Genomic DNA, 13594 nt, shown 5'->3' on the forward strand with positions numbered 1-13594 from the left:
ATGCCAAACGCGACGATCTACCACAACCCCAAGTGCTCGACCTCGCGCAAGACGTTGGACTTGTTGCGCGAGAACGGAATCGAACCTGAGATCGTGCAGTACCTGAAGACGCCGCCGACCCGCGCCGAGCTGGAGAAGATGATCTCCGACGCCGGTATCGACGTGCGCACCGCCGTGCGTAAGCGTGAATCCCTCTACGGCGAACTGGGTTTGGCGGACGCCTCGGACGACGAGCTCCTCGACGCGATGGCCGCCAACCCGATTTTGATCGAGCGGCCGTTCGTCGTCACGCCGAAGGGCACCCGGTTGGCCCGGCCGATCGACGCGGTGCGCGAGATTCTGTGAGCCGTCGAGGCTTTCGAGTTCTCGCCGCCGCGGTGACGGTCGTCGGTGCGATCGCCGCGGTGTCCGGCTGCGGCACCGAACCGCCCAATTATCAGTCGGTGTGGTCGACGTCGTCGCCGCCGCCGTCGACCACCGCCAACCCCGATGACAAGCCGGTGCCCGTCGCGGCGTTCCTGGAACAGGCCGGGGTGACCGGTCAGCCGGTATTCCCCGAGAAGCTCACCGATCTGACCGTTTCGTATCCGACGCCGGCCGGGTGGGAGCCGTACTTCAACACCAACTTCGCGCCGGGAACCAGGGTGATCGCCAAGGGCGAGACGTACCCGATCGCGATGCTGGTGGTGATGAAGTTGACCGGCGACTTCGATCCGCGCGAGGCGATCAAGCACGGCTACGTCGACGCGGAGATGTCGCAGAACTTCAAGCGCCTCAACGCGTCCATGGACGACTTCAAGGGTTTCCCGTCGGCGATGATCGAGGGCAGCTACGACCTCAACGGCACCCGGATGCACAGCTACAACCGCATCGTCATCGCGACCGGCGCACCGCCTGCCAAGCAGCGCTATCTCGTCCAGTTCACGGTGACGAGCTTCGCCCAGAAAGCCGCCGAAGAGGCCCCCGACATCGAGAAGATCATCGGCGGCTTCAACGTCGCGGTCCCGAAACCGCCGCCGAAGTAGCCCCCAGTTTTTGCGCGAAATGGCATTCCAGCAGGAAAAGTGCGAGTAGCGGCCTGCGGGAATGCAATTTCGGGGATTGGGGTCAGGGTCGCCAGCCGCGCGACACCAGCGCGTCCCACGCCCGTCTGACCAAGTACTGCGGATGGTCTTCCTTTATCGCTCTGAGCACGATCCAGCCGAGCCGCTCAATCTGCGGTATCACTCGCAGGTCCTTGACGTACTGAGCGCGCGAGGTGCGGTGCTGATCGCCGTCGTACTCGGCGACCACCTCGAAATCCTCCCAGCCCATGTCGACCGTCCGAAGTAGGTTCCCGAACTCGTCGACGATGGGGATCTGGGTGCTCGGCCTGGGAAGTCCGGCGTCGATGAACAGCAGCCGAAGCCAGGTCTCGCGGGGTGAGGCGGCGCCGCCGTCGACCAGCGGCAACAACTCCTTGAGCCGTTTGACACCCCGGGCGCCCTGATACCGCTTGGCCAGGAGCAACACGTCCTCCATCGAGAATGGCTGCGCGCGCATGAGGGCGTCGAGCCGAGCGATTGCCTGTCCTCGAGGCAGGTGCCGACCGAGGTCGAAGGCGGTACGCGCGGGAGTCGCGAGGAATACCCCGTCTTGCCAGACGAATTCGTCGCCCGTTATGCGTTCATTGCGGGTGATGATGCCTTTCGGGGGCCGGGCGCAGTCGTAGACCAATTCGATCGCGGTGTCGTCGACCCACTCCGCGCCGTGAAGAGCTGAGGCCGCGACGCCGGTGACAATCCCGCCGCGGTTGGACCACAGCCATGCTGCGAAGGTGCGATCTTCAACCCTTAGTTGTCGCCCCCGCCGAGCATGGACATCCGGATACACCGGCCGGTACCACCGGGCCAGTTCATGTCGAGTGACGATGCCGTTGGCGACTGCCTCCGACCCGATGAATATCTCCCCCATGGCCAGATTGTGCTGACCCGCCCCGACACTGCCGCGAAATTGCATTCCAGCAGCGAAAGTGCGAGTGGAGACCTGCTGGAATGCCATTTCGCGGTACGTCACTAGGGTGGTCGGCATGAGCGACTGGACCGCCGCGGATCTGCCCTCCTTCTCCGGACGCACCGTCATCGTCACCGGCGCCAACAGCGGCATCGGCTTGATCACGGCGCGCGAACTGGCCGGAGCAGGCGCCAAGGTCATTCTCGCCGTGCGCAACACCGCCAAGGGTGACGAGGCCGCGGCGACGATCACCGGGGACGTCGAGGTCCGCAAGCTGGACCTGCAGGACCTGGCGTCCGTGCGCGCGTTCGCCGACGGTGTGGACGCCGTCGACGTGCTGGTCAACAACGCCGGCATCATGGCCGTCCCGTACGCGTTGACCGTCGACGGCTTCGAGAGCCAGATCGGCACCAACCATCTCGGCCACTTCGCCCTGACCAACCTGCTGCTCCCCAAGATCAGCGACCGCGTCGTGACGGTGTCCTCGGTCATGCACATCTTCGGCCGGATCAACCTCAAGGACCTCAACTGGAAGGCCCGGCCGTACCTGGCGTGGCCGGCTTACGGCCAGTCCAAGCTCGCGAACCTGCTGTTCACGAAGGACCTGCAGCGTCGACTCGACGAGGTGGGCTCGCCGATCCGGGCGATCGCCGCGCATCCGGGTTACTCCGCCACGAACCTGCAGGGCCAGACCGGCAACCCGATCGGGACCCGCTTCTGGCTCGCCGCCAACCGGGTGTTCGCCACCGAGCCCGACTTCGGTGCCCGCCAGACCCTGTACGCGGTGGCCGAGGATCTGCCGGGCGACACGTTCGTCGGCCCGCGCTTCGCCAGCCGCGGTCCCACCGGGCCGACGGGCTTCCGCACCCCGCTGGCTCGCGACGGCCGGATGGCGACGGCACTGTGGGAGCTCTCCGAGCAGCTCACCGAGACCGCGTTCCCGCTCTGATTTGGGGCGCAGCACCGTTTCCGGCTACCCTGGCCGGTGATCACGGCGAGGGTGGCCGCGCCAGCGGAGGCCACCGTTATCGACGCGAACCTTGTGGTTGAGCCCCGCCGTGCTGAGCACACGACAGGAGCACCCACATCATGGCGAAGAACGCCCCCAACAACCTGACCGCGGCGGTCCGCACCGAGACCGGCAAGGGCGCATCGCGCCGCGCCCGCCGCAACGGCAAGGTGCCCGCGGTCCTCTACGGTCACGGCACCGATCCGCAGCACCTCGAACTCGACGGCCGTGACTTCGCGGCCGTGCTCCGCAACTCGGGCACCAACGCGGTGCTCACCCTCGATATCAACGGCAAGGAGCAGCTCGCGCTGACCAGGGCTCTCGACATCCACCCGATCCGCCGCACCATCACGCACGCCGATCTGCTCGTCGTGCGCCGTGGCGAGAAGGTTGTCGTCGAGATCAACGTCGTCGTCGAGGGTGACGCGGTGCCCGGGACCCTGGTCACCCAGGAGACCAACACGATCGAGGTCGAAGCCGACGTGCAGTCGATTCCGGAGAACGTCGTCGTCTCGGTCGAAGGTGTCGAGGCCGGCACGCAGTTCACGGCCGGCTCACTCGAGCTGCCGTCGGGTGTCACGCTGGTGACCGACCCCGATTCGCTGGTGGTCAACGTCGTCGTCGCGCCGACGGCCGAGGAGCTCGAGGCCGAGGGCGGCGGTGAGGCGCCGGAGGAGGCAGCAGCCGAGGTCGCCGAGGGCGCCGACGAGGGCGAGGGCGACTCCGCCGAAGCGGCTCCCGCCGAAGAAACCGAGTAGTCCGGCATGGCCGAACCACTACTCGTGGTCGGCCTGGGCAACCCGGGACCGCAATACGCCACAACGCGGCACAACCTCGGGTTCCTCGTCGCCGACATCCTCGCCGATCGCATCGGCTCGGGATTCAAGGTGCACAAGAAGTCCGGCGCCGAGGTGGTCACCGGCCGCCTCGCCGGACGCTCGGTGGTGCTGGCCAAACCGCGTACCTACATGAACGAGTCGGGTCGGCAGGTCGGACCGCTGGCCAAGTTCTACTCGGTGCCACCAACCGACATCGTGGTGATCCACGACGAGCTCGACATCGACTTCGGCCGGATCCGGCTGAAGTTCGGCGGCGGTGTGGCCGGACACAACGGGCTACGGTCGGTGGCTTCGTCGTTGGGCAGCAACGACTTTCAGCGCGTCCGGATCGGCATCGGTAAGCCGCCCGGCCGCACCGAAGGCGCGAAGTTCGTGTTGAGCACCTTCACGTCCGCGGAGTGGAAGGACGTGCCGACGATCTGTGAGCAGGCCGCCGACGCCACCGAGATTCTGGTGGCACAGGGCGTGGAGCCCGCGCAGAACATCGTGCACGCCTGGGGCTGACGTCAGCCTCCGGTGTGGCCGGACAGCGTGGTGATCGGCGCGGCGGCCCCGAGGCGGTCGGCGGTGAACTGCGCCGCCCGAGCGGTGAGCCCCGACTCGACGTAGAGGCTGTGCGCCGCGACGTCATTTCCGTTGGAGCACACCGGATCCGCGCCGTTGCACAGGTCGATGGTCTTGGCCCCGTAGGCCGGGCTCAGCGCGCTGAGCGGACCGCCGAGCAGGCGGATGGAGGGGTTGCCGAACACCGCGACGGCGGCCACGTGGTCGGCGACCGCGGCGGGCATCGGCTGGGTGAAGCCGAGTGTGGGCGTGTTCGCCAGGGCGATGGCGTCGATGACGGCCGCACCCTGAGAGTACCCACCGAGCACGATCCTGGTGTCCGGGCAGGTGGTGGCGATGTTCTGGACGAACAGGCTGGCGTCGTTGGCGCCCTCGGCGGCGCGCAGGAAGTCCCGTGTCGCGGGATAGTTGACCGCGTAGACGGCGACGGACTCGTCACCCACGAGCGGTCGCAACGTGTCGACGAACGCCTGGCCGACGCGGCCGACGCCCGCCGGTTCCCCGGTGCCGCGAGCGAATACCACCTGCACGTCGGGACACTCCCCGGTGGGCGCCGCAGCGGCCGGTGCTGCCGACGTCATCAGCGGTGCGCCCAGCGCCGCACCCGAGATGAATACTGCCGCAACCATGATCATCAGCCGACGCAGCGGCAGTCTCGTCTTCATGCATGGCCAAACGCCCAGCCGTTGACGATGTATTCCGCGCGCGGTCCGCGGTCCGCGTCACACTTTTCAGAGGAACGAGTTCTGGGCGGTGAGCCCTCGCTCGGGGAACTCGCCCAGCGCGAACGTCTCGGCGTTGCCGAGGCCGGAACCGCCGCCCACCGGATCGTCCACGCGGACCAGCAGATCCCGCAGCTGATGCAGCTTGCGCGCGTTCTCCGCGGTGTCGCAGTCGGTCACGTGGTAGCCCTCCACGCGCAGATCGCCGACCCACTGGCCGTAGACCCAGTCGTTCCAGCCGTAGTAGCCGGCCGTGCCGAGGTGAAAGCCCGTCGGTCCGGCCGCGGTGATAGTCAGCGGTCGCCGCGATCCGTCAGAGTCGATCAACGTGACCGTGCCATGGGTCAGTCGCCGGTTCTCGTCGTTGAAGTGCAGATCCTGTTCCACCGAGACAAACCGGTGCGATGTGCCGTCGTCGTTCTGTTGCTCTGCCTGGCAACGGATTTCGAGAAAACCGTCGCCACGCTCCTCCTGATACATCACGAACAGCGAGTACGCCGATCCGTCGGGGCGCGTCAGCGTCATCGGCAGCCAGGTCATGAACATCTGCTTGATCTTGCGCCCACCACGAGGCAGGCCGGGGATGGGTTTACCGACCCCGGGGCGCAGGCCCCAAGAATGGTCGCGCACCGATATCCACTCGCCGGGGCGAATCTCGGTGCGACGGCCTTCGACCTCGACCCAGCCGGTCGCCACGCCGATCTGGTGGTAGCGCAACACATTATGGGAGACGCGGTACCCGTCCGGGCTGCGGTCGGGCCACGGATCCTCCAGCGCCGCATCGAAGCTGCCCTGCATGACCACGTCGAACGAGATCGGCGCGTGTTCGGTCGGCTCGAGGCTCACCTGAATCGACCGCAGCGGCTCCAGCACGCGATAGCGGATCGGCCCGACGGCGGTCGAGGAGGGATCGGCCGACAGGCGGCGCCCGCCGCGCACGGTCCACTGCTCGGTGCCGCGGCACACCCCGGCCGCGCCGTCGAACACGCCGCGGTTGGTGTACTTTCCGACGCCGAGCACGACCTGCAGCGAGTTGTCCCGTGCATGCGCGAGCGTCCAGATCTTCTCCGTCCACGACGGATCCGATTGGCTGACCGTTGCGAACGTGTCGACGATCTGGTGGGTGAGCGACTCGTCTTCGGGCACCAGACCGCCGTAGTTCGTCGTCAACAATCGATGTCACCTTCCCGTGGTGGACGACGACCGGGCGAACGTCGTCATATCTGCGCCGTTGTCATAGGCGCGCATCCAGGTCTGCGCCCACGCGGGCAGCGGCTGATCGGCCGGATCGTGGTACGGCGTCTGCGAAAGCGCCAGCCGCCACACCATTTTCGCCAGGTCGGCGGTCGGCACCGGTTGGAAGATCGTCGGTGCTCCCCCGCCGTCGCGTCGGCGGCGCACGATGGGCAGGCGGTGTTTGAGTTCACCGGTCAGAAAGTCGCCGGACAACAACTCGCGGGTGGAGACGCCGCGATCCTCGATCGGGACGACCTCGTCGAACACCGTCGCGATCGCGTCCGCGATGGCGGCGACATGGCTGAACGTCCTCTTGATGTGCTTGACGCGGGACCACGGGTGGGGGTTGACGTGATTGCACAGGATCAGCCCCGAACTGCGGTGCTCGATCTCCTCGACGAAGTGCCACATCATCAGCGAGGCGACCCGGACATCGCCCCCGGCGAACAGCGAATCACGGTGGTCGAGAATCACTTTGAACAGCGGGGTAAACGTGGCTTCGAGGTTGGCGACGTAGGCGAGGTGGAAGGCGACCGGCTCGTTCCTCAGCAGCTCGTCGTAGGCCGCGCAGGCGTCGGCGTAACACTGCTCGAGGTCGGGGTAGCGGTCGATCAGCGCGAGCATGTGCTTGCGATGCGCGGCGGCATGCTGGGCTTCCTGCTTGAGGAACCCCTCGGCTTCCTCCGCGACGCCGGGACTTTCGGCCAACTGGTCAGCGGCCATCCGCACCGCGCTGACGATGTAGCGCTCGAAGGGCACCGCGATGAACGTGAACGCATTGCAGAACAGTCCGAAATTCGGGTTGGCCGGCTGCCACATGAAAGGCACTGACGCGTCGAACTCCCATCCGATCTTGCGGACGATGAGGTCGGTCACCGTTGCTCTCCTCCGCACCGGACGTGGCACTGCGCATCCGGTAACTCACCCGTTAATGGGTGCTCGGGCTTGATGTAGCGTTAGTGTGACATTTGGCCCTGCAGATGTAAAGGTTGATCGTGGCCCGCAACGAGGATGCCGAGCAGTCGACGCGGCGGCGCATCCTCGCGGCCACTTTCGTCGTGCTGGCCCGTGACGGTCGGCGGAAGCTACAGCTGTCCGATGTCGCCGCCGAAGCAGGCGTCTCCCGCCCGACGCTGTACCGCCATTTCGGTTCCAAGGAGGGGTTGCTCGAGGCGTTCGGCCTCTACGAACAGGACAACTTCGATGCGGGAATCGCGAGCGCGATGGCGGGCCTCGTGGGCCGCGAACGCCTCGATGCGGCGTTGCGCTTCATCGTCGAGTTCCAGAGCACCTACTCCCTAGGATCGCTCGCCGATATCGAACCCGAACACGTGCTCGCGCAGATGAGGCGTGTGCTGCCGATCATGCACGAGCGGATCGCGCGGATCATCCCCGGCGACAACAAGGACGTCGCCGCGGCGGCCGTGGTGCGCATCGCGGTGTGCCACTACCTGCTCGGAGGAGCCAGCCCCGAGAACTTCCTCGCCGAACTGCGCCACGCCGCAGGCCTCGACGCCGCGCGCAACGGCCGTTCCGCATCGCTCAGCCCGCGTCCAGCCAGTCGCTGATCTTGGCCGCGATCAGCTCGGGCTGTTCGAGGTGCAGGAAGTGCCCGACTCCGTCGATGATTTCGTGCGACGACCCGGCGGTCGGCAGGTACTCGTCCAGGTCGGCGAGCAGCTCGGCGCCTATCGCGCCGTCGTCGCGGCCATGTAGGTAGAGCGTCGGGACCGGGGGCGGCACGGCCGTCGCCGCGGTCTCGTCGGCGGCTTCGGGATCGCCGAACTCCGGATTGAACGACGCGCGGTACGGCCCGACGACGTCGGCGATGTTCTCGGCGGTGACGTGCCTACGCAGTTCGGCGATGTCTTCGGCGCAGTCGTACCCCGGTGACCAGTCCGCCCACAGGGCCTCCCAGAACCCGGGCGCGAGCAACGCCGCCTCGGCCAACCCGACCTGCTGGATGAACCAGATGTAGAACGACCGTTTGAGCTGCAGGTAGGTGAACAGGCCGGTCGCCAGCACACCGATCGGCGGTACGGCGAGCGCCACGAAACGCCCGAAGACCGGGGCCGGGCCCGCGACCACGCCGTAGCCCGCGTGCGCACCCCAGTCGTGACCGATCAGCACCGCGCGGTCGTCGGCTCCCCTCGCGTGGGCGACCTGGCCTACGTGGCGCACGTACGTGCCCACGCTGACCGGGTGCCCGATCGGTGTGTCGTATCCCGGGAGCCACGGCGCGATGACGCGATAGCCGTGGTTGACCAGATGCGGTCCGAGGTGGCGCCACGTGAACGGGGTGTCGGGGAAGCCGTGAACCAGGACAGCCAGTGGCCGGTCGTGGTCGTCGATGTCGCCGAAGGTGAGAGCCTGCGGTCGGGTCACTTCGCGAGCGTATTACATACGAGATGTCGGACGTAACAGGTTGCTCCTTTACATCTCACCGCCCGCGTGTAAGCCTTTCTGCATGGCGGGCATCGCTCTGGTCAGACGCGACCTCGAGGCCACCCGCGCCAGGCTGCGGGACTGGTTCGCCAACCGGCACACCGACGAGGTCGTCCTCTCCGAACTACGGCCGGCGAACCGGGCCGCGGGCTGGTCGAGCGAAACACTGGTGTTCAACGTCGAAACCGGCGGACGCAATAGCGAGCACGTCATCCGGATACCGCCTGCGGGCGGCGGGATCTTTCCCGAATACGACCTCGACGCGCAGTCCGCGACGCAGCGACTTCTCCACGAACACGGTATCGCGACGCCGTCACCGATCGTCTACGAGCCCGACGAGTCGTGGATCGGCTCGAAATTCCTTGTGATGCCACGGATCCTCGGCCACACACCGTCGGACACCAGCTATGCCACGCGCGGTTGGTTGCACGACGCCGGCATGACCGTGCAGCGCCGAGTGCACGACTCGTTCCTGGAAACGATGGCGCGCCTGCATCGGGTGCCCCCCGAACAGGCTCCGTGGCTGGTCCGACCCGAGGGAGTCGGTGTCAGTGCCGAGCTCGAGTGGTGGCGCGAGTACGTCAGATGGGGCACTGATGACCAGGTCCCCGATGTCATCACCGAAGCGTTCGGCTGGCTGACGCGGCGCACACCCTCCGCCACAACTGATTTGAGTATCTGCTGGGGCGATGCGCGGTTGTCGAACGCGATCTTCGACGACTCCGGCGAACTCGTCGGCGCGCTGGACTGGGAGCAGGCCTGCGTCTGCCCCGCCGAAGCCGATGTCGCGTGGTGGCTGGCCACCCGCAAGCAGATGCTCGAGGTCAACGGCTTGGACCTCGACCCCGAACTGGAAGGCTTCGACAGCCGCGCTTCGGTTGTCGGACGCTACGAGGAGATGCTCGGCAGGCCCCTCGAAGATCTCGACTGGTACGAGATATTCGCGATGGTCCGCATGGGGTGTTGCATCCTGCGGACGCAGGTCCTGTTGCGGGCGACCGGGCAGTCGGAGCACTTCCTCACCAGGGCGCCGATCCTGCCCGCATGGACGGTGGCGTCGATTCGCGCCTAGCTGCCGGTGCGGCGGGCGTAGGCGCGCAGGGCGAACGGCGCGAAGACCGCCGTCAGCAGCAGGGACCAGAGGATGGTGGCCAGCACCGGATGGTGCAGCGGCAGCTGCGCACTGTCGGGCGCAGGTCCGCCGTTGCCCCATAGTTCGCGCATCGCCTGAGCCAGCGACGACACCGGGTTCCACTCGGCGATGACCCGCAGCCAGTGAGGCATCGGCTCGGTCGGGACAAATGTGTTGGCCAGGAACGTGATCGGGAACAAGACGGTGAACATCACGCCGTTGACGGCCTCGACGGTGCGCAGCAGTGAGCCGATCAGGATGCCGAACCAGATCATTCCGAAACCGAAGACCAGGACCAGAGCGAAGGCCAATACGGCCTCGGCGACGCTGCCGCGGATGCGCCAGCCGATCGCCAGGCCCGTCAGCGCCATCACCACCACGCCCAGCGACGAGTGGATCAGGCTGGCGATGCTGCGACCGATGAGCACCGACGATCGCGAGATGGGCAGCGAGCGGAACCGGTCGATGATGCCCTTTTCGATGTCGGCGGTGATACCGGATGCCACGACGAATGCCGAGAACACGATGGTTTGCGCCTGGATGCCCGGCAGCAGGAACTCACGGTAGTTGGTGCCCCCCGGGTTGGGAATCGACGCGCCGAAAACGAACGCGAACAGCAACACGAACATGATGGGCTGGGTGGTGACGTCGCTCAGCATCTCGGGCATGCGCTTGGTGTGGATCATGTTGCGCTTGACCATGATCCAGGACTGCTGGGCAATGTTGGTTCGCCGAATCGCGACCCGTTTCCTGGGGGCGTGTGCCGGTGGCGCGACGGCAGTCATGTCGCCTTCGATGGTCATGCACCGTCCTCCTCTTCGCTGCGGTGACCGGTCAGCGAGAGGAAGACGTCGTCGAGGCTCGGTCGCGACAACCCGATGTCGTCGACGGCGATGTCGTTATCGCGCAGCATTGCCGCGACGCGGATCATGTCGTCGAGGCCCTCGGCGGCCGCGGTCAATTCGCGTGCGCCTGCGTTGACGAACACTTCGCTACCGTCCGCGGCGAGCAGCGCCTCGGCCGCGGAGAGGTCCTCGGCGTTCGTCACCGTGACGACCAGGCTGGCGTTGCCTGCCTGCTGTTTGAGCGCAAGTGGCGAACCCTCGGCGATGATGCGCCCCTTGTCGATCACCAGGATGTTGTCGGCCAGCTGATCGGCCTCTTCGAGGTACTGCGTGGTCAGCAGCAGCGTGGTGCCCTCCTCGACGAGACCTCTTAGCGCGTCCCATAATTCGCTGCGGCTACGAGGGTCCAGGCCGGTGGTCGGCTCGTCGAGGAACAACACCGGCGGCGAGGCGAGCAGGCTCACCGCGAGATCGAGCCGGCGACGCATGCCGCCCGAGTAGGACTTCACCACGCGATCGGCGGCGTCGGCGATCGAGAACTGTTCCAGCAGTTGATCACCCAGTTTGGTGAGGTCATTTTTGCGGATGCCGTAGAGTCCGCCGATCATCCGGATGTTCTCGCGGCCGGTGAGCAGCTCGTCGACGGTGGCAACCTGCCCGGTCAGGCCCATGTTGCGGCGCACCTGATCGGGTTCGCGCACGACGTCGTAGCCGGCGACGCGGGCGGTGCCGCTGGTCGGTGCGGTCAACGTCGTCATCATCCGCACGGTGGTGGTCTTGCCGGCGCCGTTCGGGCCCAGCAGCCCGAGCACCGTACCGGGGGGAACGGAGAAGCTGACGCCGTCGACGGCCGGTTCGCCGTCGCCGAAGCGCTTTACAAGATCGATCGCCTCGATGGCGGGAGCGGAAGGCATGACACCGAACGTATCGCCATTCACGGACAGCTCATTACGTGGCGAGCGACCGCAAAATGCAGGCGCTACGCGGCGTGTCGGGGTGCAACCACGGTCGCTCGCGCACCTAGGGGGACTAGGTGACGAGCGAGACCGAGGTGCTGCGGCGCAGCTTGCCCGACGGCGTCTTCGGGATGGTGCCGGGTCCGAGCACGACGACGTTGCGCGGACGCACGTCGACCTCGCCGACCACCTCGTGGGCGACCTGCTGCTCGATCCGGCGCACCTCGACGGGATCCTGCCAGGCGTTGGACTCCACGGCGACGGCGAACGTCTCCCGCGAGTGGCCCGCGTCGAGGCGCACCGCGACGGCGCATCCCGGCCGGACCCCCTCGACACGGCATGCGGCGCGCTCGATGTCGGTCGGGTAGATGTTGCGGCCGGCCATGATGATGACGTCCTTTACCCGGCCGCACACGACGATGTTGCCTTCGTCGGTGATGTAGCCGAGGTCGCCGGTGTCGTACCAGCCGTGCTCGTCCTGCGCCGGGATGAATCCGCCCATAGTGATGTAGCCCGGGGTCAGTGATTCACCGCGAAGCTCGATCACACCGACGCCGCGCGGCGGCATCACGTTGCCCTGCTCGTCGATGACGCGGGCCTCGAGGTCGCGCAGCAGCGGTCCCAGCGAGGCCAGCCGGCGGGTGTTGCCCTTGGTCGCGGGTACGGCGCGGCGCAGCGCGGCCAGCAGATCGGCGTCGACCTCGTCGACCACCAGTCCCGCGCCGCACGGAGAGAACGACACCGCCAGCGTGGTCTCGGCCATGCCGTAGGCGGGCAGGATGGCGTCGGGCTTCAGGCCGAACGGCTTGCCGGCATCGAGCAGGTCCTCGACGTCGGCGGGCTCGACGGGCTCGGCGCCCGACAGCGCGAACCGCAGCGTGGACAGGTCGAACTCACCCGGCTTGGCCTGGCGGCGCAACCGCTTGGCGAACAGCGCATAGGCGAAGTTCGGCGCCGCGGTCATCGTGCCCTTGTACTTGTCGATGAGCTTGGCCCACAGCAGGGTGTCGCGCAGGAAGTCCAGCGGGGTGACCTTGACCAGTTCCGCGCCGAAGTACATCGGGATGGTCAAGAAGCCGACCATGCCCATGTCGTGGAAGCACGGCAGCCAGCTGACCATGACGTCCTTCTCGACGTCGTACTCGGCGCCGATGAACATCGCCTCGGCGTTGGAGTAGATGTTGCGGTGCGTGATCTGGACCGCCTTGGGCGAGCCCGTGGAGCCGGAGGTCAGCTGCATCAGCGCGAGATCGTCCTCGCCGACGTCGATCGGGTCGATCGGATCGGAGGCCATCAGGTCCGGCACGGTGAGGACCGTGATGCCCTGCTCTTGGAGCACCGGGATGGCGACCATGAACGGTTCGGAGACGATGACGGCCTTGGCCTCGATCATCCGCACGACGTTCATCGTGTCCTCGGCCCAGACCGCGAGGTCGGTGCGCGGGGTGGGCTGGTGCAGCATGGTCAGGCTGGCGCCGCGCATCCACAGACCCTGGGCGGTCGGGGCGATCTCCACGGGGAAGCCGGCCAGCACGCCGACCGCGTCGCCGAGTCCGATACCGGCCTTCTCGAGGCCGCCTGCGACGCAGCGGGCGCGCTCGTGCACCTCGCCCCAGGTGTGGCGGACGGGTTCGTACGGTTCACCGGTGACCATGCCCGTCGTCACGGTGCGGGCATTGCGGTACATCTTCTCGGTGAATCGGCTCACGACACCCTCCTCGGTTCCTGGAGCCGCTGCGCCTGCGGCATGGGGCTCAGCGCAAAAATCCTCGTCATATGCTCCGCCCGATCAGAGATGTGGTCGCGAAGGCGCGCACACGAGTCGGGAGCGGTTTCGTCTCGAATTGGTGATGC

The 13594-nt window shown here is 66.9% G+C and carries 15 protein-coding genes; 7 read left to right on the forward strand and 8 right to left on the reverse strand.

Annotation, left to right across the window (positions count from 1 at the left end; translation table 11 throughout):
* Both arsC and A5790_RS15785 read left to right on the forward strand, forming a co-directional pair.
* On the forward strand, positions 1-345 hold the full coding sequence (arsC, locus tag A5790_RS15780; RefSeq protein WP_082699063.1) for an arsenate reductase (glutaredoxin): 345 nt from the start codon (positions 1-3) through the stop codon (positions 343-345).
* On the forward strand, positions 342-1025 hold the full coding sequence (locus tag A5790_RS15785; RefSeq protein WP_066845925.1) for an LpqN/LpqT family lipoprotein: 684 nt from the start codon (positions 342-344) through the stop codon (positions 1023-1025). The genes arsC and A5790_RS15785 overlap by 4 nt, the downstream gene beginning before the upstream one ends.
* Before the next feature lie 82 nt (positions 1026-1107).
* Here A5790_RS15785 and A5790_RS15790 read toward each other — a convergent pair whose 3' ends face one another.
* Positions 1108-1953 (reverse strand): hypothetical protein, encoded by an 846-nt coding sequence (locus tag A5790_RS15790; RefSeq protein ID WP_082961751.1) that lies wholly within the window; start codon positions 1951-1953, stop codon positions 1108-1110.
* 115 nt (positions 1954-2068) lie between these two features.
* Between A5790_RS15790 and A5790_RS15795 the strand changes: the two genes are divergently transcribed.
* The 3 genes from A5790_RS15795 to pth all read left to right on the forward strand — a co-directional run bounded on the left by A5790_RS15795 (position 2069) and on the right by pth (position 4344).
* Positions 2069-2941, forward strand: a complete 873-nt coding sequence (locus A5790_RS15795; RefSeq protein WP_066845933.1) for an oxidoreductase — start codon at positions 2069-2071, stop codon at positions 2939-2941.
* 140 nt (positions 2942-3081) lie between these two features.
* Positions 3082-3759 (forward strand): 50S ribosomal protein L25/general stress protein Ctc, encoded by a 678-nt coding sequence (locus tag A5790_RS15800; RefSeq protein WP_066845936.1) that lies wholly within the window; start codon positions 3082-3084, stop codon positions 3757-3759.
* A 6-nt stretch (positions 3760-3765) separates the two neighbouring features.
* Complete coding sequence (gene pth / locus A5790_RS15805) at positions 3766-4344, forward strand: aminoacyl-tRNA hydrolase (RefSeq protein ID WP_066845939.1); 579 nt, start codon at positions 3766-3768, stop codon at positions 4342-4344.
* A gap of 2 nt (positions 4345-4346) precedes the next feature.
* Here the strand turns inward: pth and A5790_RS15810 are convergent, their stop codons facing one another.
* The 3 genes from A5790_RS15810 to A5790_RS15820 all read right to left on the reverse strand — a co-directional run bounded on the left by A5790_RS15810 (position 4347) and on the right by A5790_RS15820 (position 7238).
* Complete coding sequence (locus tag A5790_RS15810; RefSeq protein ID WP_066845942.1) at positions 4347-5069, reverse strand: cutinase family protein; 723 nt, start codon at positions 5067-5069, stop codon at positions 4347-4349.
* Between the two features lie 66 nt (positions 5070-5135).
* Positions 5136-6296, reverse strand: coding sequence for a hypothetical protein (locus A5790_RS15815; protein WP_231987801.1), 1161 nt, complete (start codon positions 6294-6296; stop codon positions 5136-5138).
* A gap of 9 nt (positions 6297-6305) precedes the next feature.
* Positions 6306-7238 (reverse strand): metal-dependent hydrolase, encoded by a 933-nt coding sequence (locus A5790_RS15820; protein WP_066845946.1) that lies wholly within the window; start codon positions 7236-7238, stop codon positions 6306-6308.
* A 119-nt stretch (positions 7239-7357) separates the two neighbouring features.
* Between A5790_RS15820 and A5790_RS15825 the strand changes: the two genes are divergently transcribed.
* Complete coding sequence (locus tag A5790_RS15825; RefSeq protein WP_231987802.1) at positions 7358-7930, forward strand: TetR/AcrR family transcriptional regulator; 573 nt, start codon at positions 7358-7360, stop codon at positions 7928-7930.
* Here the strand turns inward: A5790_RS15825 and A5790_RS15830 are convergent.
* Positions 7905-8747, reverse strand: coding sequence for an alpha/beta fold hydrolase (locus tag A5790_RS15830; RefSeq protein ID WP_066845950.1), 843 nt, complete (start codon positions 8745-8747; stop codon positions 7905-7907). The two genes, A5790_RS15825 and A5790_RS15830, sit on opposite strands and share 26 nt — an antisense overlap.
* 82 nt (positions 8748-8829) lie before the next feature.
* On the opposite strand from A5790_RS15830, the gene A5790_RS15835 reads away from it, so the two are divergent.
* Positions 8830-9879, forward strand: coding sequence for a phosphotransferase family protein (locus A5790_RS15835; protein WP_066845953.1), 1050 nt, complete (start codon positions 8830-8832; stop codon positions 9877-9879).
* Here A5790_RS15835 and A5790_RS15840 read toward each other — a convergent pair.
* The 3 genes from A5790_RS15840 to A5790_RS15850 form a co-directional block, all read right to left on the reverse strand.
* On the reverse strand, positions 9876-10724 hold the full coding sequence (locus tag A5790_RS15840) for an ABC transporter permease (RefSeq protein WP_066846081.1): 849 nt from the start codon (positions 10722-10724) through the stop codon (positions 9876-9878). The two genes, A5790_RS15835 and A5790_RS15840, sit on opposite strands and share 4 nt — an antisense overlap.
* A 14-nt stretch (positions 10725-10738) precedes the next feature.
* Complete coding sequence (locus tag A5790_RS15845; RefSeq protein ID WP_066846084.1) at positions 10739-11698, reverse strand: ATP-binding cassette domain-containing protein; 960 nt, start codon at positions 11696-11698, stop codon at positions 10739-10741.
* Between the two features lie 115 nt (positions 11699-11813).
* On the reverse strand, positions 11814-13448 hold the full coding sequence (locus A5790_RS15850; RefSeq protein WP_066845955.1) for a fatty acyl-AMP ligase: 1635 nt from the start codon (positions 13446-13448) through the stop codon (positions 11814-11816).
* Positions 13449-13594 lie beyond the last annotated feature (146 nt).

This window comes from Mycobacterium sp. 852002-51152_SCH6134967 (assembly GCF_001667105.1).
GTDB lineage: Bacteria > Actinomycetota > Actinomycetes > Mycobacteriales > Mycobacteriaceae > Mycobacterium > Mycobacterium neumannii_A.

Bases quoted from the DNA above. Each gene is read 5' to 3' on its own strand.
- A5790_RS15840 (WP_066846081.1), bottom strand. From the start codon at position 10,724: ATGACTGCCGTCGCGCCACCGGCACACGCCCCCAGGAAACGGGTCGCG.
- A5790_RS15810 (WP_066845942.1), bottom strand. From the start codon at position 5,069: ATGAAGACGAGACTGCCGCTGCGTCGGCTGATGATCATGGTTGCGGCA.
- A5790_RS15845 (WP_066846084.1), bottom strand. From the start codon at position 11,698: ATGCCTTCCGCTCCCGCCATCGAGGCGATCGATCTTGTAAAGCGCTTC.
- arsC (WP_082699063.1), top strand. From the start codon at position 1: ATGCCAAACGCGACGATCTACCACAACCCCAAGTGCTCGACCTCGCGC.
- pth (WP_066845939.1), top strand. From the start codon at position 3,766: ATGGCCGAACCACTACTCGTGGTCGGCCTGGGCAACCCGGGACCGCAA.
- A5790_RS15790 (WP_082961751.1), bottom strand. From the start codon at position 1,953: ATGGGGGAGATATTCATCGGGTCGGAGGCAGTCGCCAACGGCATCGTC.
- A5790_RS15835 (WP_066845953.1), top strand. From the start codon at position 8,830: ATGGCGGGCATCGCTCTGGTCAGACGCGACCTCGAGGCCACCCGCGCC.
- A5790_RS15800 (WP_066845936.1), top strand. From the start codon at position 3,082: ATGGCGAAGAACGCCCCCAACAACCTGACCGCGGCGGTCCGCACCGAG.
- A5790_RS15795 (WP_066845933.1), top strand. From the start codon at position 2,069: ATGAGCGACTGGACCGCCGCGGATCTGCCCTCCTTCTCCGGACGCACC.